19 protein-coding genes are annotated in these 24429 nt (G+C 37.6%); 7 read left to right on the top strand and 12 right to left on the bottom strand.

Features of this window, described 5'->3' with window-relative positions; genetic code table 11:
- The 6 genes from R2Q70_RS18365 to R2Q70_RS18340 all read right to left on the bottom strand — a co-directional run bounded on the left by R2Q70_RS18365 (position 1) and on the right by R2Q70_RS18340 (position 11975).
- Complete coding sequence (locus R2Q70_RS18365) at positions 1–1557, bottom strand: RagB/SusD family nutrient uptake outer membrane protein (RefSeq protein WP_316809003.1); 1557 nt, start codon at positions 1555–1557, stop codon at positions 1–3.
- A gap of 25 nt (positions 1558–1582) precedes the next feature.
- Positions 1583–4603, bottom strand: a complete 3021-nt coding sequence (locus R2Q70_RS18360; RefSeq protein ID WP_316809002.1) for a TonB-dependent receptor — start codon at positions 4601–4603, stop codon at positions 1583–1585.
- 333 nt (positions 4604–4936) lie between these two features.
- Entirely contained in the window at positions 4937–7816 is a 2880-nt protein-coding gene (locus R2Q70_RS18355) for a triple tyrosine motif-containing protein (RefSeq protein ID WP_316809001.1), read from the bottom strand.
- Positions 7817–7943: 127 nt separating this feature from the next.
- The gene (locus R2Q70_RS18350; RefSeq protein WP_316809000.1) at positions 7944–8294 is read right to left on the bottom strand and encodes a four helix bundle protein; all 351 of its coding nucleotides are present in this window, start codon (positions 8292–8294) and stop codon (positions 7944–7946) included.
- Positions 8295–8486: 192 nt separating this feature from the next.
- Positions 8487–9419 carry a rhodanese-related sulfurtransferase gene (locus R2Q70_RS18345; protein WP_316808999.1) on the bottom strand — a complete coding sequence of 311 codons (933 nt, stop codon included), beginning with the start codon at positions 9417–9419 and terminating at the stop codon, positions 8487–8489.
- A gap of 108 nt (positions 9420–9527) precedes the next feature.
- Positions 9528–11975 carry a DUF5686 and carboxypeptidase regulatory-like domain-containing protein gene (locus tag R2Q70_RS18340; RefSeq protein WP_316808998.1) on the bottom strand — a complete coding sequence of 816 codons (2448 nt, stop codon included), beginning with the start codon at positions 11973–11975 and terminating at the stop codon, positions 9528–9530.
- Positions 11976–12222: 247 nt separating this feature from the next.
- Here R2Q70_RS18340 and kbl point away from each other — a divergent pair, with 247 nt between their 5' ends.
- From kbl to R2Q70_RS18320, 4 genes are all read left to right on the top strand, one after another.
- On the top strand, positions 12223–13410 hold the full coding sequence (gene kbl, locus R2Q70_RS18335; RefSeq protein ID WP_316808997.1) for a glycine C-acetyltransferase: 1188 nt from the start codon (positions 12223–12225) through the stop codon (positions 13408–13410).
- Positions 13411–13560: 150 nt separating this feature from the next.
- On the top strand, positions 13561–14601 hold the full coding sequence (pheS, locus tag R2Q70_RS18330) for a phenylalanine--tRNA ligase subunit alpha (protein ID WP_316808996.1): 1041 nt from the start codon (positions 13561–13563) through the stop codon (positions 14599–14601).
- Positions 14601–15008, top strand: a complete 408-nt coding sequence (locus R2Q70_RS18325; RefSeq protein ID WP_316808995.1) for a hypothetical protein — start codon at positions 14601–14603, stop codon at positions 15006–15008. Before pheS ends, R2Q70_RS18325 begins: the two co-directional genes overlap by 1 nt.
- Positions 15008–15583 carry a TetR/AcrR family transcriptional regulator gene (locus R2Q70_RS18320; protein WP_010601187.1) on the top strand — a complete coding sequence of 192 codons (576 nt, stop codon included), beginning with the start codon at positions 15008–15010 and terminating at the stop codon, positions 15581–15583. Before R2Q70_RS18325 ends, R2Q70_RS18320 begins: the two co-directional genes overlap by 1 nt.
- A 28-nt stretch (positions 15584–15611) precedes the next feature.
- Here the strand turns inward: R2Q70_RS18320 and R2Q70_RS18315 are convergent, their stop codons facing one another.
- The 4 genes from R2Q70_RS18315 to carA form a co-directional block, all read right to left on the bottom strand.
- A complete protein-coding gene (locus R2Q70_RS18315; RefSeq protein WP_316808994.1) occupies positions 15612–16292 on the bottom strand; it encodes an XAC2610-related protein in 681 nt (226 codons plus the stop codon).
- A gap of 88 nt (positions 16293–16380) precedes the next feature.
- Entirely contained in the window at positions 16381–17568 is a 1188-nt protein-coding gene (locus R2Q70_RS18310) for an ABC transporter permease (RefSeq protein WP_316808993.1), read from the bottom strand.
- Between the two features lie 79 nt (positions 17569–17647).
- Positions 17648–18412 carry an ABC transporter ATP-binding protein gene (locus tag R2Q70_RS18305; RefSeq protein ID WP_316808992.1) on the bottom strand — a complete coding sequence of 255 codons (765 nt, stop codon included), beginning with the start codon at positions 18410–18412 and terminating at the stop codon, positions 17648–17650.
- 196 nt (positions 18413–18608) lie between these two features.
- Positions 18609–19721 (bottom strand): glutamine-hydrolyzing carbamoyl-phosphate synthase small subunit, encoded by a 1113-nt coding sequence (carA, locus tag R2Q70_RS18300; RefSeq protein ID WP_316808991.1) that lies wholly within the window; start codon positions 19719–19721, stop codon positions 18609–18611.
- 311 nt (positions 19722–20032) lie between these two features.
- On the opposite strand from carA, the gene panB reads away from it, so the two are divergent.
- From panB to R2Q70_RS18285, 3 genes are all read left to right on the top strand, one after another.
- Positions 20033–20848, top strand: a complete 816-nt coding sequence (gene panB / locus R2Q70_RS18295) for a 3-methyl-2-oxobutanoate hydroxymethyltransferase (RefSeq protein ID WP_316808990.1) — start codon at positions 20033–20035, stop codon at positions 20846–20848.
- 116 nt (positions 20849–20964) lie between these two features.
- Positions 20965–21651 carry an RluA family pseudouridine synthase gene (locus R2Q70_RS18290; RefSeq protein ID WP_316808989.1) on the top strand — a complete coding sequence of 229 codons (687 nt, stop codon included), beginning with the start codon at positions 20965–20967 and terminating at the stop codon, positions 21649–21651.
- Between the two features lie 160 nt (positions 21652–21811).
- Entirely contained in the window at positions 21812–22234 is a 423-nt protein-coding gene (locus R2Q70_RS18285) for a hypothetical protein (RefSeq protein ID WP_316808988.1), read from the top strand.
- A gap of 49 nt (positions 22235–22283) precedes the next feature.
- Here R2Q70_RS18285 and R2Q70_RS18280 read toward each other — a convergent pair whose 3' ends face one another.
- Together R2Q70_RS18280 and R2Q70_RS18275 are read right to left on the bottom strand one after the other, a co-directional pair.
- Positions 22284–22745: a hypothetical protein gene (locus tag R2Q70_RS18280; RefSeq protein ID WP_316808987.1), complete on the bottom strand. Its 462-nt coding sequence runs from the start codon at positions 22743–22745 to the stop codon at positions 22284–22286.
- Between the two features lie 119 nt (positions 22746–22864).
- The gene (locus R2Q70_RS18275) at positions 22865–24307 is read right to left on the bottom strand and encodes a glycoside hydrolase family 30 protein (protein ID WP_316808986.1); all 1443 of its coding nucleotides are present in this window, start codon (positions 24305–24307) and stop codon (positions 22865–22867) included.
- Positions 24308–24429 lie beyond the last annotated feature (122 nt).

Below are 24429 nucleotides of genomic sequence, written 5' to 3'. Positions count from 1 at the left end.
TTAATAACCAGGATTTTGAGTTAAAACACCTTTGCTTAAATCAATTTGAGCCTGAGGAATAGGTAGCAAATTGTCTCTTGAAGCAAGGAAATTTGGTCTGCCGGCATTCGGTAATACTGTTCCAGAGATGCCCCATCTTACTAAATCTAAGAATCGATCATGTTCCATGGCCAGTTCAATTCTTCGTTCTTTTCTGATGGCTTCTCTTAATACCGACTGATCAGTAGTTACAACATCTGGTAATGTTCCTGCCGTTGCGCCTGTTCTTGCTCTTGCACGTACGCTATTCAGTGCAGCTAAGGCTGCAGTGATGTTTCCTGCTCCGCCAACCTCATTTGCTGCTTCTGCATACATTAAAACAACATCAGCATATCTTAAAACACGCATGTTCATCCATCTACCTGCACGGTTATTGTAAAGTGCTCTGAATGCCGGGTTTGTGTATGTTTTATGGTTATAAGCCGGATTTTCCCAGGTAGTTCCTGTAGTTTCACCATAAACAGTTTTATAAGGATTTGGTGATGCTAGAGTAGCTGCTGTATTTCTGTACAAGAAAGTTCTGGCTCTTCTCGGGTCATTGGCTTCATAAGCATTTTCTAAATTCGTGTTTGGTACATTCCAACCATAACCTAAGTTCCAATCACCTGGTGCTCTAACGCCTTGCCATTGTATGGCTTCTATTCCATTGTCAGTTGGTACGCTTGCGCTGGCAGTAGCCTGTACCTCAAAAACAGATTCTTTACTGTTCTCGCCCGATTCACCAAAGATGGTATTATACGAAGTACTTAAATCGTATTGGCCAGAAGTCATCACTAAATTGGCAGCGCCCATTGCAGCACCCCATTTTTGTTGAGTCAGGTATACTTTTGCCAATAAACCATTCGCCATTCCTTTAGATGAACGACCAACAAACTTTTTATCCCAACTAAGTGGAAGGTTTGCTGCTGCAAACTGCAAGTCGCTTTCTATAAATGCATAAATTTGAGCTGGCGTGCTTTGAGGAACATTGTATTGATCAACTGTTAAAACTTTATCAATCAAAGGTACTCGTCCGTAAAATCTTACGAGGTTGAAATAGGCATAGGCTCTTAAAAATCTGGCTTCAGCCTGTGCTTGGATTTTTTGTGCGTCTGTGGCAACAATGTTGTTGTTGGTTTCCACATTTTGTAACACAGTATTACATTTGGCGATGAACGTGTAATAAGCTGTCCACATTCCATTGCTAAAACCATTGTTAGGTAGTACTGGAAATAAATCCATGCTGCTTGCATCTGCTCCGCCATCTGTTGCAGAACTGCCTTTATCAGCATCATCGCTTCTTACGCTTGTAGCCAAGAAGAAACCCGTTGCATGAACACCATAAGATCTCAAATCGTTATAAGCTGCATAAAGAAATACATCATACGGACCGGAACCTGAAGGATAAGGATAATCTTCAGTTGTATATTCTCCCTGTCTTTGTGTATCTAAAAATTTCTTACAGCCTGTTGAAGAAAATATCATCAGTGCAGTTACTGCAAGAACAATACTTTTACGGGTGTTTATATTCGTTTTCATTTTATAATGATTAAATGATTTTAAATTAGAAAGTTACGTTTAAACCAACCGAGTAAACTGCCGGAACTGGATAAACGCCATTGTCAGCACCTCCTCCGATAATATCCGAAACTCTAGGTTCAGGTGTGTAACCACTCACTTTACTCCAGGTTACAACATTCTGACCACTAACGAATATTCTCAGTTTCTGGATGCCCGCTTTACCGAAAATCTGGTTGTTGAATGTATATCCTAATTGAATGTTACGTAAACGGAAGAAACTTCCTGATTCTAAAAAGTAAGAGCTAAACAATAAGTTATTTCCCCTATTGGCTATAATTGGTTCTACGTTAGATGTACCTGGACCAGTCCATGCATTTAATCTGTTGCTTTCGTAGTTAAACGGAGCAAAGTTTGCGGTACGACGTTGCGTGTAAATTTTGTTTCCAGCTACGCCCTGACCCTGAACTGTTGCATCAAAACCTTTATACGATGCAGATAAAGATAAGCCATAACTGTATGGAGGAAATGGTGTGCCTAAATAAGTTCTATCCGCAGGACTAATGATGCCATCGCCATTCACATCTTCATAAGCGATATCGCCTGGTAATGAGTTAGCGAAACGAGGTTGTTTATCCAAATCAGCTGTTGATTGATAGATACCAACTTGTCTGTATCCATAGAAATAGCCAATTGAATTACCTGTTTCGGTTAAGTTAGCACCACCGTTGCCAATAATCTGGAAATTGCTGGTATTGCCAATTGAATTTACAATGTTTTTGTTATAACTGAAATTTCCAGAAAGGTTATAAGTAAAATCTTCACCGATTTTATCGCTCCAGCCTAAAGTAACCTCAAAACCTTTGTTCGTTAATTTACCTAAATTCGTAAAATAAGTTTTGTTTTCTCCTGGTAAAGTAAAGCTCGTTAAAATACCATCGGTTGTTTTGTTGTAATAATTAACCTCTGCACTTAACCTGTTGTTTAATGCCCTTAAATCTAAACCAACATCAAAACCCTGTACAATTTCGAAGTGTAGATTAGGGTCAGGGATATAAGTAAAATCGACTGCAGGGTAAACGTTGTCTCCAAACACAGCTGTTGAAGCCTGAGAAACGGTTTGTTGGTACAAGTTTGGATCAACGCCTTTTGAATTTCCTAAACGGCCCCAAGCGGTTCTAATTTTTAAGAAATCGATACCTTTGATGTTGTTTTTGAAGAAATCTTCATCACTCATTACCCAGCCTAAACCAACACTACCAAAAGTTCCCCAGCGGTTTTGAGGTGCGAATCTAGAGCTTGCATCTCTTCTGATGGTTGCATTTAACAAGTATTTGTTTTTGTACGAGTAACTTAAACGACCGAACATACCAACGTTAGATTCCTCTGCGCCACTACCACCGTTTGTTGTTATATTGTCTCTTGCAATCGCATTAATATACCACAGATTCGAATCAAATGGGACTTTTAATGTCGAATCAGTTCTGGATCCGCTTAATGTAGTGCTCGATGTATAAATAGAGGTGAAACCTAGCAATGCATTAATTCTATGATCATCTTTAATTACTTTATCATAGTTTAGCGTATGATCTTGTTGATATTTTCTTCCTTCAAAAGTATTTTGACTTATCGAAGTTCTAGCTGTTTGATCGAAGAAGGTAGAGGTTGGAATTGCTCCTTCACCGATATTCACCACCGTGTAAGGAAGAGGATTATAACTTCTCACGTTATTGAAACCTAAATCAGTATAAACTGTTGATTTCCAGGTAAAATCTTTCAAGAATTTAATTTCAGCAAATAAGCTTCCGTTGAAACGATAACCTCTGTTAATAGAAGTTCTGTCATTACGATCAATAGCATAAACCGGATTTCCTACCTGCGCTCTCTGGAAAGATGGCATCGTGTTATATAAACCCGCACCATTATCAATTGGTACATTCGGTACCGCTCTGATTGCGCTATTTAAAACATCGGCAATAGGTCTGTTTCTAAAATGAAAGCCAGTTAAATCAGCACCAATTTTAATTTTATCAGTGATTCTGATTTCTTCGTTTAAACGGGCAATAAATTTTTGATAGTTTCCTCTGCCAACCACACCATCCTGGTTGTTATATCCAAGACTAACCAATGTTGTGCTTTTTTCATTATTGTTCGAGATACTTAATGAATTGGTGTTAATTCCAGCGGTTCTTAAAACCTCTTTTTGCCAGTTGGTATCTCCGGTATAGTTTGTGAAATCAAATGGGGCTGCACCTGCATTTGCTAAAGCTGCAGAATAAAGTTTTTTAAATCCAGCTGCATCTACAACATCAATTAAGTTATTTACGTGTTGGATACCATAAGTGGTTTGAAAGTTAACCGTAGTTTTACCTCTTGCTGCTCTTTTAGTGGTAATGGCAATTACACCATTTGCACCTCTTAAACCGTAAATAGCAGTTGAAGAAGCATCACGTAATACATCAATGGTTTCAATATCGTTTGGATTCAGGTAATCGATGTTATCCTGTAATAAACCATCCACAACATATAAAGGATTCGCATCTTTTGTGCTGGCGATACCCCTTAAACGAACCGTAGGAGATGAGCCAGGAGCGCCATCGTTCGCAATCGTCATCCCTGGCACTTTTCCTTGCAAAGCTGCAATGGGATTTGTAACTGCAAATTTCTCAATTTCTTCGCCTTTAACGCTCGAAATAGACCCTGTTACATCCTTTTTTCGTTGCGTACCGTAACCCACTACAACCACTTGTTCTAATTCTTTTGAACCTGAGGCCAATGTTACGTTAATGGTAGTGCGGTTGCCTACTGCAATCTCTTGCGTAGCATAACCAACAAATGTAAAAACCAGGGTTGCATTTGTTGGCGCACTTATACTATATGCTCCAGTTGCATCTGTTTGCGTTCCTGTTTGTGTTCCTTTTACTTGTACGCTTACACTTGGCATGGTGGTCTTATCACCTCCATCTGTTACTACACCTTTTACGGTGATGTTTTGCGCAAATGCTACGTTAGTTGCGAGTAAAAAAAATACGGCCAGAACAGAAATTCTTGTAAAGATTCTTTTCATGCTTATTATAATTTAGTTTAATTGTGATATAAAAGTGAGATTGTTTTTGCTCTTGTGCAAGTACTAATACCTCTACATTAATACATCAAAGCCAAAAGAAAGCTATCTCAAATACAGTTACCATTTTGCATTTGAGACTAAAAACACACTTTTAGTATTTGTAACTGAATAATTACGGATACACAAAGTGTATATTATACACGATGCTTTTTGTAGGGGTAAAATTTTACCCATGAGAGGTAATGATGTAGTGTTTTATCAAACAAAATGGGCGATTGATGCCAGTTCATTGGTTTTATGCAAACGTTCCCGACAAGCTACTGAATGGTTCTATTATAGTTCCATTAAAAATTCTGTGAGGTTTTTATCATGCGGTACTTCGAGTTTTTTGCGTAGTCGGTAACGACGAATTTCGACACCTCTCAAGCTGATATTTAATAGAGATGACATCTCTTTACTGCTCATGTTCATTCTCAGATAAGCACAAAGCTTCAAGTCATTCGGTACGAGATCTGGGTGTTGCGCTTTGAGCTTTTTAAAGAAACTTTCGTGCGCCTCATTAAAACTGTTTTCAAACAAATTCCAATCCCGCTCATCATTCATTCCATCATTGATTACTTTTTGGATTTTGCGGGTTTGATCTTCCGACAGTTTTTTGCCACTTTCATCCTTTAGTTTCGTGATTTCTCCACTCAATTTTTGCAGCAGTTCATTTTTGTATACTAAGGTCATGGCTGAGTTGGCCAGTTCTCTGTTTTTTGACGCCAGCTCTGCCTGAAGTTTTTCGGTCTGCAGTTTTATAATTTGCTTTTCGTTTACTTCTGCCTCCTGTCTTAAAATTTCATCTTGTTCTGCCTTGAGTTTATCGCTTATTTTCTGGCTGTCTCGTTTTAGTTTATTTTCATATGCCCGCTTGCCAAAAATGAGTAATACGATAAGCAAAGCGATGTATAAAACAATTGCAAGGTTACTGAGATACCATGGTCTCAAAATAGTAAATTCAAAAGTGGTAGTATCGCTTACAGAAGCGTCATTAAGTTTTGCCCGTACTTTAAATTTATAAGTTCCACTGCTTAAATTGGTAAAGTCTTTTTGTGTAGCAGTACTCCAGTCAGACCAATCTTTAGAATAACCTTCAAGGTAGTACTGGAACTTTATTTTTGCTTGTCTGTAATAGGGAAGTGCAAATGATATCCGGATATTATTTCTGCTGTTTGGAATTTCGGTCTCACTGCTATTATTACCGGTTTCGCTAATGGTAAAATACTTATCAGTAATATCTTCAATCCTTCTGATTAGCACTGCCGGTAGTTTTCGTTTCTGAATAGATTGGTTTAATGTGCTATTGTAAATCACAAACCCATCATCAACACTGATTAAATAAATCGCGTTGCTAATCTGGCTGATATTTTCATAATACTGCACCATTCTACCATCTAACAAACTGAATTGGTTAGAGTCGATTTCTATTTTTCCAGGCTCTGAAAAATTGACCAAAGATGTTTTTCCATGGTCGATGAACCAGTATTTTTTATTGCCAGCACTAATGATTTTATTGGAAGTTGCAAAAGACCCCAGACTTTTATTTAGTACTTCATAAGGGGTAAATTTATTGCTTAACTCATCGTATGTATAAAATCCACGGTCTGATGAGAATACAATTTTGTTCTCCAGGTTAAATATATTGATGTTATAATTGCCGGGTAAACCATTTTGCTCATCAAAATATTTGGTACTGGTTACTTTGCTGTAATTACTGTTCAGTGTTAGTTTGTACAAACCTTTGTATGCATGCGCTACCCAAATATCACCTTTATGATCTTGTTCAATAAATCTTGATGGTTCACCAAAACCCAATATTTTGTTGCTAAATGCTAAACCTGTCGCCGTATTTTGATACAACGATAATCCTGTATAAGTGCCCTGGATGAAGTAATTGGGATTTGAGTTTAGTTTCTTTATTGTCCAGCCACCACTAACTGTCGAGATCCAGCTAATTTGATCACCAGTAACTTTAAAAGTACCATTGTTGTGCCCGCAAATTAATTCATTATTCAAAATAGCCAGTTCCCAAACCTGGCCCTGAGAGTTCGGGATCAAACGAAAATTGAACGGTACCAGCTCATTGTTTCTCGACCAATCACTGTAAAACAGACCCTGGTTAGTGCCCAAATAAATTTTGTCTTTAAAAATAATGCTCGAATAAACGGTTCCGAATTGGCCTGTTTTGTCGAAGTAGAAATAAAGTGGAGAATTTAACTCAATCCGGTCTATTCCATTATCTAAACCCGTCCACAAATTTTGTTCATCATCAGCATAAATACTTAGGACGGTATTGTTTTGTAATCCACTTGATTTATTGATGCGTTGTACTATGCCGCCATTTTCATCAATGATAATTAAACCATTTAAAATTGTTCCATAAGCATAATATCTATCCAGCAATTTAACGCCATTATTGAGCTGAAAGGTTTTCAAATAATTGTTAGCAGGCGTGGCGAGTGGTACAAAATCAATTCCATCGTAGATGAATAATCCATTTTTGCTTGTTCCAATGATGAACTTACCATTTTTAAAAGGCAAAATAGATAATACACCTTGTTTTCCTATTTTTTCGCTGTTTTGCAAAAACGTTAATTTGCTGCCTGTAACTTCGAAAAGTCCTTTATCTAAAACCTCAATAAAATATCTGTTATTGGCCTTGTGCAAAAACAAAAATGATGATGGCGCTTTTATCGTTTCAATTTTCCCCTTTCTGTAAATAAATATCCTGGAGAAGGACTGAAAAATAACCCGGTCTTTTTCGACATAAATTTTCCATATCTCATCTGTGAGTTTATTTTCTTTTGGCAATAAGCGGGTTAATGATTGATAAGTTAATTTATTATTGGAATATGCCCAGTAACCAAATTCTCCAAAGCCACCTGTATAAATTCTTCCGTTATTGTCGGTAGCAACCGAACGAACAATTTGCCTGTTGGGCATTTGGTACTTTTGCCAATATTTTCCGTCAAAAGTCAAAAGCCCCTCTGCATTTCCAAAATACATTACTCCTTTACTATCCTTAGCTATACTCCAGTTCTGATTTCCTGAAGCATAAACCGATTTTGGATAATTTTCAATATAGGGAACGCCAATACTTTTGATATCAGCAGCATGTATTAAATTGGTGGAAAGTGAAAAAAATATAAATAGACGTAATAGTTTCTGCATAGAATGGTATTTGGTTAATCCATTGTAGTACAAAGTAACTGAAAAAATGTTGGATAGTTGATTTGCCAATTCGGACAATGGTTCATGGCTGATGGCGGTTAGCCAATATTGCTAATCGAACCATTTCTTATAATGAGCTTTTTAGTTTAGAAATCATTTTACAAAGTTGCTCGTACTCAATATATAGCCTTTTAAATTCAGTTTCTGAAATATAATTTCTTGATGAGGCCATAAATAAACAACTTACAACTTCTAGTCCTGATCGAACGGAGTATCTTAAAAACCTGGAAAATTCAGCTTTCGTTTGTCCCATACATCCTTCCGCGATATTTAGGTTAACTGAATCAGCGGCTTTTTTAATTTGATTAGATAAACTGAACAATTCTATTTTTGGGAAACTTTTAGCAATAATATCTATTTCATTACTAAGTTTTAAAGAAATTTGCCAAACCTTTAATTCCTCAAATTTAAAAGCCATAGGATTGCTGAATAACGGTTTTTAATATGGATTGCCATCATTCAATTATAAATCTAAACAGAATTTGCGATTCTGTATACATACATTTTAAATTATCTAGTGCGCATCATTCTTGATAATTTTTAATAAGTTATGCTGACTGATTGGCTATCAAACCATCAACCATTGACAATCAACACCACTATATGTATTCTATTTTTTAGCCACCAATTGAGGCACCTTTACGTAATAACCGGTACCATCATAAGGGCGTTTGCGTGGATTGGTTGTACAAGCGGTTGAGCAACATCCCTGAAGTTCTTCACCACAATCATCACACTGCGTAATGTGTTCATTACACTCCGGATTGGCACAATTGATCATTTTAGGAGTGGTTTTGCCGCAGTTGTAACAAACTGAAACCACTGTAGGATTTACGTTATTCACATCTACCGCAATGCGGTTATCAAAAACATAACATTTGCCTTCAAAATCTTTACCGCCAGCTTCTTTGCCATATTTAATAATCCCGCCGTGAAGTTGGTAAACATCATTAAAACCATGATGAAGCAATAGGGCAGAAGCTTTTTCGCACTTGATTCCCCCGGTGCAGTAAGTTAAAATCTTTTTGTCTTTATATTGAGCAAGCTGATTAATCTGTTCAGGAAAATCTCTGAAATTCTCAATGTCAAGTGTAACCGCATTTTTGAATTTGCCTAAATTGTGCTCATAATTTGAGCGTACATCTAAAATTACAACATCTTCATCATCTTTCATTTTCATGAAATCTGCAGGCTCTAAATGTTTGCCAGTTTTTTCGTTTGGATTTATGATTGATGTATCACGTAATCCGGAATGAACGATTTCAGATTTATAACGGCAGTGCATTTTTAGAAACGATGGCTCGTCTACCTCATCAATTTTGAATTCAGTTTTGGCGAAACGCTCATCAGCATGAATGGCTTTCATATAAGCTTCGCATGATTCCGGTGAACCAGAAACGGTTCCGTTTAGTCCCTCATCAGCAACAATGATCCGGCCAACTAAATCTAATGATTTACAAAATTTAAGGTGATCTGCAGCAAATTGTTCTGCATCTGCTATGTAACTATAGCAGTAATAAAGTAGTGTTTGATATTTTTTCATAACGCTGTTGATACCGTTGCAAACGGCGTTTAAAGCGGGGCAAAGATAATGCTTTTAGCTTAAAGACCAAAGCAGAAAGCTTTAGCCTTTGAGCTTTTTGCTTTGCGCTTAAAATCCGTATGCAATTCTAAATCCTTGCGTTAGTTTTTTTGCGCCATCATATGCAAAACCATAACTGGCTCTTAACACCAAACGTTGAAATCCAAAGTAAAATTCCTTGTAATTTCTTTTTTCAGGAGAGGATAAGTAACCTCCTCCGATAAATTCTTCAAGCTTTGCTTTACGTAATAAAGGAATTTTGTTTAAGAAGAAACCAGAAAAATTATGTTCCAAATGAGCCTCAAAATATTGTTTATTGGTACTAAACTGGTAAAAATCGAGGTATTGAAATTTCCTTAAGTTAGGAGGGAAGATGGTTGAAATGTTACCTGCGAAGTGTTTGTAATCTGGGAAGTACATGCTTTGGTTGTTTAAAAACTTCCCTGCTCCAACCAATAATGATGTGTATCCCCATAGGCCTAAACCGATGCGGTCTTGTGCCAGCTCCAGTTTCACGAAGTCATAATCTACATCGCTACCCAAAACGTTATTAAAGCCTTTTTTATATAAAACTGTAATTTTTGGGAAATGAGATTCAGTATAAAATTTTCCATCCGGGCGGGTGATATATTTCTGGCCGATGGTATAAGTTAAACTTGCAGTGGCACTGAACGATTTGTATGTAGGAAACAATGGGGTTTCTGCTCCTGGTGTAAACGGATTATTTGAAGTAAACTCCCGATCTTTGGCATCAAAAAATTTGAAGTCAGTACTGTTGGTTAAGGTGTTGTTTTTACTATAATCAGCACTTATACTTCCTTGTAAACCGGTGGCCAGTTCTCTTGTGGTATAAATACTGGCAAAACTTTTTTCGTAAAATTTCGGGAAATTCTTCTCATACAACAAAGAGTTAATGGTATTTCCCAATGCAGTCATGGAGCCTAAATTATTCAAATCGAAAATGCCGTTACCGAAAGATGCACCAACAGAGGCTCTTTTTAACGGATTGTAATAATAACTTCCTGTTAAACTTCCGGTGAGTTTCTGGTTCGCAAAACCATATCTTAACTCTGGTCTTACCGAATACGATCGCCTGTTTTCGAAATCTTTTCTATACGTTACGCCATATTTAATCGCAAAGCCTTCCACAGTGTTGTAAAAAACCGATCTTAAAATAGGATCGAAGCTAAGGTACTTTTTATCATAGCGATCGTTTTTGCTGTAGCCTCTTAACAGTAGTTTACCAATGCTAAATTTATTGTTTTCTTTTTCAAGCGAGTCGAGGTAATATTTCGATTCCTTTAGTTTTGCCACGCTATCTTTTTTAACATAATTAATTTGTTCATCTGCAGTTAATGGAATAGGGCGGTTATTGGTCCAATAAGAAGAATCTTTCTTATTAACCATTTCCGTGATTTTTAATATTTCACCACTAAAAAAATTCTTAGAAAACTTAGGCTCAATATTATAGTTGCTGTAAATGCCAACATAATATCCGGCTATTTTGAACCCTAAAACATTACCTGCAAACTGAAAATTAATGTTTGTAGGCATATACGTATCCTTAACTTTAGTGAATTGCTGGTTGATGTTTAAGGTATCAATGAAATTAATGCCCGAATTCTCTGTCAGATAAACATCCGTATTGTAAATTCTCCAGCTTTCATCAATAATATAAATGTATCCCCTAAAAACCGGGTCGTTTTCTCTTCTGGGAATAACCTGGATTTTATGCACAATCTCACCATTTTCTTTCGATTCGCCTACCAATTTATACTTGTAGTAAAACATAGCGTTATCTGCAATTGGCGAGATAAAGCCTCGGGCGCTCAATGTATTTTCGAGCAAATAGTTATCATAAAAATTGATAATCAAATCTGATGCTTTATTAAAACTGAAAGCATTGTTTCTGCCAGCAACTTTCGAAGAAATCATTTCTTCATGGATGTCATTAGGGCGGCGGAAACTGAATTTACTTTGCGATTCTGATAAATAAATAATTCCTTTTCTATTGGTATCCAATTCCAAAACCTTCTGAATGTCCTGACCAAAGAATTTTTTAGGTGCCCCTTTAAGCCGCTGAACACCTTTGATGTAAACATCGCAACTAAAAGCATTCACCTCATTTAAATGCACTTTTCTTTGCTTAATGGCTTTTCTAATAATTTCAAATGCCGGATCTTCAGCATTTGCTTTAATGGTTATATTATCAAGCGTGTAACTTTCTGAATCAAGATTCACGTCGTAAGTAACATCAGCGGCTAATTTAAATGCGTGGTCTTGCTGTTTATAACCAACAGCACGGTAACTTAAAACATGATCGCCTTTTTGAAGTTTAATGGCATATTTGCCATCAACGTTGGCCGAAGTTCCGGTGGTGGTATTTTTAATGTAAACGGATGCGAAAGGCACTGGCTGTCCGCCTGTATCCTTAATTGTTCCGGTAACTGTGTATTGCTGAGCAAATGCAAGGTGAGTTAAGCCGCAAAGAAGGATGAGGGCGCAGATTCTGATCATAAGTGTCGATTAGTAAGCTATAAATATCGAATTAGTTTTAACACTATACATACAGCAGTATGTTAAAGTTTGTTAAGTTCTTTAAAAAATGTGTGTTTGACTAATTTTTTTTGAATCGAAGGTTAAAAAACGCTTTCCAGGTAAATGATCAAACGTTTGCTCGAAAATACTAACTCAAAAAGTCAGTCAATTCAGATGTCGAGCGGTTTTTTTTATAACTTTGAACAAAAATCAACCGATAGCAACCATGTATAAAACATTACAACCAGTTCTGCAGAAAGAACTAGAAGAAATCGAAAACGCTGGATTATATAAACGCGAACGTATTATCGTTACGCCACAAGGTGCCGATATTAAAGTAAGTGGCGGAGCAGAAGTAGTTAATTTTTGTGCAAACAACTACCTTGGACTTTCTTCTCACCCAAAAGTTATCGAGGCGGCCAAAAAAGCGATTGATGATCATGGTTATGGAATGTCGTCAGTGCGTTTTATTTGTGGAACACAAGATGTACATAAAGAGCTTGAAGCTAAAATTTCTCAGTTTCTGGGAACTGAAGATACGATATTATATGCAGCGGCATTTGATGCAAATGGTGGTGTGTTTGAACCATTATTTAATGCTGAAGATGCCATTATTTCTGATGAATTGAACCATGCATCGATAATTGATGGCGTACGTTTATGTAAAGCGCAACGCTTCCGTTATAAAAATGCCGATATGGAAGATTTGGAGAAGCAATTAATTGCCGCCAAAGATTGCAGACATAGAATTATCGTTACGGATGGTGCCTTTTCTATGGATGGTTCTGTAGCGCCGCTTGATAAAATTGCTGATTTGGCTGATAAATACGAAGCATTAATTATGATTGATGAATCGCATTGTACTGGTTTTATCGGTAAAAATGGTAGAGGTACTCACGAACATTTTAACGTAATTGATAGAATTGATATCATTACCGGAACTTTAGGTAAGGCTTTAGGTGGTGCATCTGGTGGTTTCACTTCAGGTAAAAAGGAAATTATCGACATGTTACGTCAGCGTTCTCGTCCGTATTTATTTTCGAACACATTGGCTCCAGCGATTGCTGGCGCATCAATTGCGGTATTAGATATGTTAAGCGAAACTACTTCGTTAAGAGACAAGCTGGAAAATAACACCAAATATTTCCGCGAAAAAATGACTGAGGCTGGTTTTGATATCAAACCTGGTTTTCATCCAATTGTACCCGTAATGCTTTACGATGCAAAGATTGCCCAAACTTTTGCAGCCAAAATGTTGGAAGAAGGCATTTATGTAATCGGATTTTTCTATCCGGTTGTGCCTCAAGGTAAAGCACGTATTCGTGTACAACTTTCTGCCGGCCATGAACAACATCATCTGGATAAAGCCATCGCAGCCTTTACTAAGGTTGGTAAAGAACTTGGTGTGATTTAACTCCTTTTAGTTTTATAGCATTTTTAGAAAGCCGCCGTAGTGCGGCTTTCTGCGTTTTGGGTTCATTTTCTTTTATAATGATATTGTAAACAGAATTTTTGAACCCGGCAACACTAACTTTTTTGGATTATTTGCCTTATATTTGAAGCCATGTTACAGGATAAAATAACACAATACTCGGAGAAAATTAATGCTTTCGTAACTGAAAAAGCAGATGAATTAGAGCAGTTCCGCATCAAATACTTAGGCAGTAAAGGCATCATTAAAGAAATTTTTGAAGAATTTAAAACGGTTTCCACTGAAGAGAAAAGATCATTGGGGAAAGTTTTAAATGAGTTTAAACAACTTGCCGAATCAAAGTACCAAACGTTAAAAGAATCAACTGAAGGAGCTGGCGTAAAAGCAGAAGAATCGGCTATTGATATGACATTACCAGGTGAAGGTTTTGAAATCGGTTCCCGTCATCCGTTGGCTTTAGTGCGTAGAGAAATTGTGGAGATTTTTGCCAAATTGGGTTTTACTGTAGCAGAAGGTCCGGAGATTGAAGATGACTGGCATAACTTCTCTGCATTAAACTTCCCGGAAGAGCATCCGGCAAGAGATATGCAAGACACATTCTTCATTAAAAAAGGTGGAGAGAAAGGTGACATTGCTTTGCGTACACATACTTCATCTGTCCAGGTACGTATGATGGAGCAGGGACAGCCGCCATTCAGAGCCATTATGCCTGGTCGCGTTTACCGTAACGAAGCCATTTCGGCAAGAGCACATTGCTTCTTTCATCAAATAGAAGGTTTGTATGTGGATGAAAATGTGTCATTTGCCGATTTGAAGCAAACCTTATTTTATTTCGTACAGGAATTATATGGTGAAGGCACACAAGTACGTTTTCGCCCATCTTATTTTCCTTTTACAGAGCCCTCTGCAGAGATGGATATTTCCTGTACCATTTGTAAAGGTGCCGGCTGTAACATGTGTAAACATAGCGGTTGGGTAGAAATTCTAGGCTGCGGTATGGTAGATCCAAATGTGTTGGAAAACTGTGGTATTGATTCGAAGAAATATAGCGGTTTTGCTTTTGGAATGGGAATAGAGCGGATAACCAATCTTAAATATGTAATTAAAGATTTGCGTTTATTCTCTGAAAATGATGTCCGTTTCTTAAAACAATATAAATCTGCCTTAATTTAATGAGGTATTTATATCGCATATTATTTGTGTTGGTTCTTTTTACCAGCTGCGGTAAAGAAGAAAACTTTATTCCGGATGTACCCGTAAATTACAATGTAACACTTGTAGAATTCGGCATTAAAGCAGTGAATAATGTGCTGTTGGTTCCAAACCATGGTATTGGAGGATTAGTAATTGTGCGAACACCACTTGGTGGATTTGTAGCCTTTGATCGGTGCAGTACGGTGAACCCCGAAAAAATATGCAAAATTGTTCCGGATGAAAGTGGCTTAACTGCTACTGATCCATGCTCGGGAGCAAAATTTTCCCTTCTTGATGGTACACCTCAAAAGGCACCTGCAGAAAGAACTTTAAAAACTTATAGTGTTTCCTTACAGGGAAACATTACAATTAACGTAAGAAATTAATGGAAGCTGAAAAAATAAAAGAAACAGTAAAGAAGGCTGCCAAAGAACTTTTCAGAAAATATGGTTATCACAAAACAAGTGTTAACGAAATTGCAAAAAAAGCGAGGATTGCCAAAGCAACCATTTATAAATATTTTGAGAGTAAAGAACAGGTTTTAGATAGTATTCTAATGGATTATCTGGATCAAAACCTTCACGAAATCATCAACAATAAAGTAAGTTACGGTTCGGAAGAAGAGCACTTGAAGGCGTTGGTAATGAAAACCAGCCGACTCTCTTTTACGGCATGCAACGAATTTATCGGATGGGATTTTGTTCGTGAAAATGCGAATTCCCAAGAGTTTCTAAAGCATTTATCTGATCAGCTGGAAGCGTTGTTATTGGCTGCTTACCTGGAGTTAGATACTTTTAAAAATAATCCGGCAAGGCGAGAAGGTTTAGCATTTTTGCTTAAAGCAAGTAAAAGTATCGTTTTCTCATTCGCTTTTACCTCGGTAAGTGATTCTGATGTGCGCAAAAATTTCGTGAGTTTTCAGAAAGAAATATTACCATTTTTAGTAAAAGCAGCGCTTTAGATAAAGACGGTTTAATTTTTCATCAAGTTTATTGCTTATAATATTCATCTGTTTTAAAGCGCTTGACTGTTCTGGCCGTTTTCCCGCCAACTTTTTTCTGTGTGATGACAGTAACGATATCACCAGCGGTAGAATCTTCAATAACAGAGGAAACTTCTGTTAGCTTATTTTTAACATCAATGCTGTAATTGATCGTTTTGTGGTAGCAACAACCATCTTTCTGTTCAATGGTTAATAACTTGTTTTTCTTATCAACCTCAAACATGCCCAAATTTTCACTGGCCAGCTTTGTTAAGTTAGTATTTAAAATAAACCTGTTGTTGGTTCTAGCCAAATAAACATCGTAAGAAGGACTTATATAAACGCCCTGGCTTCCATTTCTAATCGCCATATCCTCTTTACCATCAAAGTTGAAATCTCCGAAAATTAAAGGACTCTGATATTTACTCAATTCAAGCCAGCCAATTTTAGCATCCTGTTTTTCGGATAAACTGAAGTCTAGATCTGCCGAATGGAAAGTTTCTAATTCCTTATCTGATATCTTGTCGTACAAAATAATTGTCGATTTTCCACCACATACCCCGTTATCACAGTTTTCAACAAATATTTTTGCCTTATATTGATTTGAACAATTGTTGGCTAAAAACTTAAACTGAGCCATCCCTGGAAATGAAATAAGCAATAGCACAAAAAGAAACAGATTTTTCATAAGCGATTTTGCCAAAAATACTTTATTAACCAATGTCTAAAAGTTAAAAAAGGTTAACGGCAATAAATGCTAATCTCCCTGCACTATTTTATTCCCACTTAAACACCTTAACCGCAACAGCATAAATCACAATTCCCCAAATCATTAAAATCATAATTTGAAATTTCACATCCCATAAACCTGAACCTTCAAAAGCGACTTTACGCATGGCATCATTTAAATAAGTAAGTGGTAGAGCCCTGCTAATCGGCTGCAACCAGCTTGGAAAGGCTTCGATGGAAAAGAATGTTCCGGAAAGTAAAAACTGTGGTAAGGTAACGATGTTGGAAATAGGAGGTACCATACTTTCAGTTTTTGCTATTCCTGAGATGATAAAACCGAAGCCCATAAATACAATAATTCCCATAGTGCCGAGTATGAGCATATTGAGGACCGTTAACGCCCCGTGAACAAGTGTAAATCCGAAAAAGAAGTGACCAATTAATATAATAAACAAGGCGCCAATCAATGCAAAACCAATTCTGGCAATTGCTTCGCCAATTACAATACTTGATCTCTTCACCGGAGTTGCGAAAAAACGTTTAATCACAAGGGTTTGGCGCAAACTTAAAAATACGAATGCTGTACCAAAAACACCTGTACTTAACAGCGAAAAGCCCAATTGGCCAGGTAAAATGAAATCGATGGTTTTATATTCACGACCAGTAATTGTACTTTCTTTAATTTCGGCAACTGTTGGTTTTAGCGTTTTATTGTAGAAGACGTTATTAAGCACCGACTTTAAAATCCCGCCCTTATCTCTTGATGCTGAAGTGTAAACTACATTGACCGAATAAGCAACTGAATTCACTTTTTTGTGCACATCAATCATCGCATCAACATTACCTTTTTCGAGTAATTTGTCGAAATCAGCCTGCGATTTATCCATCACTAGCCTAATCATGCCCGTTTTGCTCAACATGGCAATTACAGGATTGTTTATGTCCGATCCAGGTTTTACACCAACATCGATACGCGTGCCTCCACCACCCAAAAAGCCGAATACCAAAATAAATATCAAGGGGAAAGCAAGCGTAAAAACCACTGCCGACGGACTTCGCATGATGGAGCGAAAACTTGCCTTTGCCAATGCTAATGTTGCTGTTGTATTGCTGTAACCCTTAGCCCCCAAAGAAGAGTTCAGATCTTTAGGTCCTAAATCCGTTGAGGAGGAGGTTGAATTTTTATTGTTTAACCCCTCCGCCCCTAAAGGTGAACTTGAATTTCCATCGTTCATATATCAAGTATAATTTGTAACTGTCTTTTTATTTGTGCTTTTCGATCTTGCCTATAACTCCCCTTCAGGGGGCTGGAGGTTATTCCCGCCACGCTTTACCTGTAAGGTTAATGAAAACATCTTCCAGGTTGGCCTTTTTAACTTCTTTTTTGCGCTCAAAGCCGCTGTTCACCAGCTGATCAATCAGATTATCGGGCGTATCTAAAGCGATAATTTGTCCTCGTTCTACAAAAGCAACACGATCGCAAAGTTGCTCTGCCTCATCCATATAATGTGTGGTAATTACCACCGTGGTACCCGCATCTCTAATGGCAATAATCAAATCCCATAAATTTCTTCTGGCTTGAGGATCCAGACCTGTAGTGGGTTCATCAAGGAAAATAATTTTCGGTTGATTGATTAGCGTGGTTGCGATGGAGAAACGTTGCTTTTGTCCGCCAGAAAGCGCTTTATATTTAGCTTTGGCTTTATCCTGAAGATTTACTTTTTCGAGCATCTCCATCGGCTTAATTTTGGCGCCATATAAGCCAGCAAATAGTTCGATCAGTTCTACCAGATTCAAGTTTGGATAATAACCTGCCGCTTGCAGTTGCACGCCGATAATTTGCTTAATATCCTGAGGGTTTTTGTCGACAGAAAAGCCATCAACCATAATTTCGCCAGAAGTTTTTGCCCTTAGCGTTTCAATGATCTCAAGCGTTGTAGTTTTTCCGGCACCGTTTGGTCCCAGTAAGCCAAAAATTTCGTTTTCGTAAACCTCAAAGCTTAACCCTTGAACGGCTACAAAATCATCATATTTTTTTACCAGGTCTTTAACCTGGATAATGGCATTTTTTGCTTCCATGTTACGAAGGTAAGGAGCTTTAAATGAATAGAAAATGAATTTACTTACAAATGGATAAAATGTCGGTTAAATGATGATCAAAAGTATAAATTTGATAAAAAACAAAATCTGCGAACCTTTAGCTTTTATATCGCCACAGATTCGCAGATTTTAAGTATTTTGCTTCAGTCTTTAAGCTTTTATCTTTCTGCTTTTTCTACCAAGCCAATTCGCCTTTCATCACATTCACAAAATCATCGAATAAGTAACGAGAATCATGTGGACCTGGAGAAGATTCAGGGTGGTATTGTACTGAGAATGCTTTTTTACCTTTCACACGGATACCTTCAATTGATTTATCATTTAGGTTTACGTGTGTAATTTCCACTTTATCTGAATTTCTAACTTCATCAGGAACAACACCAAAACCATGGTTTTGAGAAGTTACTTCGCAATGATTTTTGATGATATTTTTAACCGGGTGATTTAAGCCGCGGTGGCCATTAAACATTTTCATGGTACCAATTCCGTTAGCTTCTGCCAATAACTGGTGCCCTAAACAAATACCAAATAATGGTTTATCTTCTGCTAAAATTTCTTTAATGGTTTCAACAGCGTAAGGCATTACCGAAGGATCGCCAGGACCATTTGAAATGAAATAACCATCAGGGCTGAATTTTTCCATTTCAGCAAATTTTGTTTTCGCCGGGAAAACCTGAACATAAATGTCGCGGTTTTCGAAACTGCGAAGAATATTTTTCTTGATACCCAAATCTAAAGCAGCAACTTTTAAACTTGCTTCCGGATTGCCATAAAAATAAGGTTCAGTGGTACTAACTTTTGATGAAAGCTCCAGGCCCTCCATTGAAGGCACTTCTGCAAGTTTTTGTTTCAGTTCATTCAAGTCGGTAATTTCTGAAGAAATGATGGCGTTCATGGCACCTTTATCTCTAATGTGGCGAACCAATGCACGGGTATCAATGTCAGAAATAGCAACCAGGTTATCATTTTGGAAATAATCCTGAATAGACTCTGTTGCTTGCTTGCGGCTGTAAACGATGTTGTAATTTTTACAAACTAAACCAGCAATTTTAATTGAATCAGATTCGATTTCTTCTCTTTGAATACCGTAATTCCCGATGTGCGAGTTGGTGGTAACCATTATTTGCCCAAAATAACTTGGGTCGGTAAAAATTTCCTGGTAACCTGTCATCCCGGTATTAAAACAAATTTCGCCAGTAGTGGTACCAATCTTTCCGGCAGCTTTGCCGTAAAAAACAGTGCCATCGGCCAGTAATAAAATCGCAGGTAACTTGGTGTAGTTAGTCATGGTAATTACAATATGGATTTTGATTTAAAAAAGAGTTGAAAAAAGGATGGCTTGCGGCAGTAATGCCGTTTTTGCTGGATGCAAAAAAACGTGAATAAATCCCTTCCATTTCGGGGTACAAAGATAGGGTTTAGGATTGGGAATTTAAAAAGAAATATAAAATAAGGTTTAAGCTAAAAGTAGAAAGGCTAAAGCTCAAAACATAGATTGACGTCATCAGTATGCAATATGCTGCTCTGGTCTTTTAGCATTCGTCTTTCATCTTAGTTTTAAAGAAAAAACGATACTTTTGGGGCAACAAAACGAAAATCATGTCGGTACATAAAGAAATAAAAAGAATCACTACGCATACCTTGCAGGAAATGAAGCATCGTGGTGAAAAAATATCCATGCTAACCGCGTACGATTATTCAATGGCCACCATTTTGGATGATGCCGGTTTGGATGTGTTGCTAGTTGGCGATTCTGCATCTAATGTTATGGCAGGCCACGAAACCACTTTACCCATTACACTTGATCAAATGATTTATCATGCTGCATCGGTAATCAGGGCAGTAAAACGAGCTTTTGTGGTAGTTGATTTGCCTTTTGGTTCTTATCAGGGTAATTCAAAGGAAGCCTTAAACTCTGCCATCAGAATCATGAAAGAATCTGGTGCCCATGGTGTAAAGTTAGAAGGCGGGGAAGAGATCATTGAATCGGTTCAAAGAATTATTACGGCTGGTATTCCGGTGATGGGCCATTTAGGTTTAACACCACAATCTATTTATAAATTTGGAACTTATACCGTTCGTGCAAAAGAAGAGGAAGAAGCTAATAAATTAAAAACTGATGTTCTGGCTTTGCAGGCTGCAGGTTGTTTCGGAATTGTACTGGAGAAAATCCCGGCAGCATTAGGCAAGGAGGTTTCAGAAAGCTTAAATATTCCAACTATTGGTATTGGTGCCGGACCTCATTGTGATGGGCAGGTATTGGTTGTGAACGATATGATTGGTTTAACGAAAGGTTTTAAACCACGCTTTTTACGTCAGTACCTTAACCTTTATGAGGATATTTTAGGCGCTGCACAATCGTATATTCAGGATGTAAAAAACAATGATTTCCCTAACGATAAGGAGCAGTATTAACCCCCCAATCCCCTGAAGGGGGAGTTTCAATTAAATTGGAAAGGAAGGTTAGTATATTATATTCTTACATATATAAGATAAAAATTCAAGTTCCCCTTTAGGGGCGGAGGGGTTTTATGCCAATTACAGAAAAAGACATACTTTTTGAAGATAACCATCTCATCGCGATTAATAAGAGAGCCGGAGATATTGTGCAGGTTGATGAAACTGGCGATGAACCGTTGGATGAGCAGGTAAAAAAATACATTGCGAAAAAGTATCACAAACCAAACGGCGCATTTCTGGGTGTTGTTCATCGCTTGGATCGACCGGTGAGTGGCGTTATTCTTTTTGCAAAAACAAGCAAGGCGCTTGAAAGAATGAATGCTGCATTCAAAAATAGGGAGGTTAAAAAGACATACTGGGCGGTAGTGAGGAACAAGCCAGAAAAAACTGCCGCAACGTTAATTCATTGGTTAATTAAAAATCCACAAAAAAATGTGGTTACTTATTACAAATCGGAGGTGGCCAATAGCCAGCGGGCAGAACTTTCTTACCGTTTAATTGGAAATCTTGATGGCTATTACCTGCTGGAAGTTGATCCGATCACAGGTCGGTCACACCAGATTCGTGTTCAGCTTTCATCAATGGATTGCCCGATTGTAGGTGATAACAAATATGGTTACCCCCGTGGGAGCAGAAAGGGAAGTATTTGCCTTCATGCCAGAAGGTTACAATTTCTTCATCCAGTAAAAAAAGAGCCGGTAAATATTTTTGCCAGATTACCAGTTGATGGCTTCTGGGAACGATTCGAAAATATGTAAAGCAGCAAAAAACTTGGGTATTTTTTTCCCGGCTATAGCAATAGATTCCCCACTTTCGCTTCATAAAATTTTTAAGAAAGCTCATTTCAGATAGTGAAATGAGCTTTTGTCGTTTGGCATTATCTTTAAATGATTAATGTAACAACAAACAAACAAAATTATGAAAAAAGCATTTTTATCACTCGCAGCGGCAGGACTGTTTGCAGCAGTGATTACATCCTGCGAAAGCACAACTAAAACCGAAAAAAGTACAGATTCGACCATCGTTAAGGGAGATACTACAGTGAAAACATCCACCACAAAAACTGAAACTGTAAAATCTAATGTGCCTGTGTTCTCTAGTGACGAGGTAAATAAGGGGTTGGCAGAATATGCTAAATTGAAAGAAGAGTATACTGCAGCGCTAAAAAGTCAAAATAAAGCCAAGGTTGAATCTTTAACCTCAAAATATACTACCTGGGCTCAAAATGCTGCAACCTGGTCAAGCAAACTGAAGCCAGAAGAAGTTCAAAAATATTCTGATTATATGACTAAGTTGAGCCAGGAGTGGACAGCTGCAGCGCAGGATGCAGTGAAATTATAATTTGTTTAGTGTAGGGGTTGGGCTTGCGATATATGTTGCAAGCCCTTTTTTATTTGCAGTCGATTTGATTAAAAACCATCGACTTATCGAAGTTTATCTTTGTTTGATCTTTAAACTGGGTTTTCCCATCCACTTCTTCCACGTCACCAAAACCTTCTATAAGTTGCTTCTCTTTTTTTAACCAAACCACCTGACGAATAGAAGTTGTGCCTTCTGATTGAAAAGTATAATCTGCAATAATGGTATCCCCTTTCACAATTCCAGCTATCACACCAGCGTTTTTATCCTTCTCAAATAAGTTATAGTTTAAAGCGCCCGTTACCTTATCATCTTCTATATTCAAAGTGATGCTTGCAGTATCTCTGTTTTTTATCGATTGATAACATTGTGAAGTATTTGCTGATTCAGCCGACATAGCAGTTGTATCTGCATCATCTGAACTGGTATTTTTTGATTGACAAGCAGTAAACAATGCTGCTGCGATAGTTAATGCTGGAATGATTTTTTTCATGGTTAATAAGAATTGATTCGATGCTCTACTACAAAGTGCCTGCCAAGATTTCAATAAAAAAAGCCTAAACGTAGAAAGCCCCGCTATTGCGGGGCCATCTAAACAATTAAACAAGATTTTTACCAAACATAGGTTCCAACAGCACCTTTATCTAAGGCCGTTGTCACCATCTTACCATTTTGTTTAATGTTGAAAGTTGTTTCACTGCCATTGTTATTGCAAACGATCAATACCTTTTTTCCATCAGGTGTTTTAAACGCCACATTCTGCAGATTGTTTGTGATATTCGAAGCAATGCGCACAGAACCTGTTGGAACAAATTTTGAGGCGTGAGCGATGACATAATAAGCAACATTCCGGGTGACTGCCGGGGCAATGGTGATGGCACCCAGGCAAGATGTACAACCACCTTTATCGGTATGAGGATTATAATTCGGGTCTGCCGCTAAATTCCATTCTAAAACATTTCTGCTCCAGTTACGCGTTGCGCCGATAATTAATGTAGATACGTGCCATTTTAAATCTTCGCCAAAATTACTTGGTCCGCCAACCCACTGTTCTGTGAAGTAAACATTTTTATCAGGGTGCGCATTATGTACCTGTGTTAACGCTGAAATTGGACCAGCATATAAATGGAATGCAGAGCCATCAATATATTTTTTGGCTTCAGCATCGTTCAACACCGAAATTGGATATTCAGGTTTATCTGCGTTATGATCATAAATGATAATTTTCGTAGCGATGCCATTGCTTTTGAATACCGGCCCTAATGCAGTTTTGATAAAATTGGCCTGATCTGCTGCGGGCATGTACATACTCGGGTTATTACCCGGATGTAAAGGCTCATTTTGAGGTGTAATGGCATCAATTACAACTCCTTCGGCTTTCATCGCCTGGATATATTTAACCAGGTATTTGGCATAAGTTTGATAGTATTCAGGCTTTAAGCTACCTCCAATAAAGCTTTTGTTGCTTTTCATCCAGGTTGGCGCCGTCCATGGTGAACCCAAAATTTTAATTTTTGGATTGATGGCAACAATTTTTTTCAGAATTGGAATCAAATCTGTTTGCTCTTTAGCGATGGTAAATTTTGATAAAGATTCGTCTGTTTCCCCATCTGCCAGGTCATTGTAGGTGAAGGGATATGCGCTTAAATCAGAGCCACCAATGCTGATTCGGATGTAGTTTACCGAAATTGCATCATCTGCAACTGCAAAAAGTTCATGCAATAATTTATCTTTTTCTGCAGCAGGTAAAGCGTTAATCAAACTTGCACTACCACCAGTTAGGGTATAGCCAAAGCCATCAATTTCCTGAAAAGTAGTACTTTGGTCAACTTCGATCGTAGGATTGGCATTGGTGGTTTCGCTAAAATTCAGGGCGACATTTTGTTTGCTTAATAATTGTGACTGATCACCTTTGGTAAGCCAGAAACCCACTTCAGATTTTACGGTACCAATACCAGGTTTTGTTTCTTGATTGGCAGTTGATGCATTTTTTTTACAAGCGCAGGATGCAAACAACAAGCTTGCAACCAGGCATATATTAAAGATTGATTTCATTAGCCTTTAGGTTTTGTAATAGGGTAGATGATTAAAAGGGTGAAGTTTTTGTAAATGCTCCACCCTTTAAGATTTAATTTGTGTGATTAAAATCGTGATGTCAACGCCTAGATGCTTGAAAT

It is taken from the genome of Pedobacter agri, from assembly GCF_032678665.1.
GTDB classification, from domain to species: Bacteria; Bacteroidota; Bacteroidia; order Sphingobacteriales; family Sphingobacteriaceae; genus Pedobacter; species Pedobacter agri_A.
The sequence above is the reverse complement of the archived record's forward strand: the minus strand, read 5'-3'. Positions and strand labels throughout refer to the sequence as shown.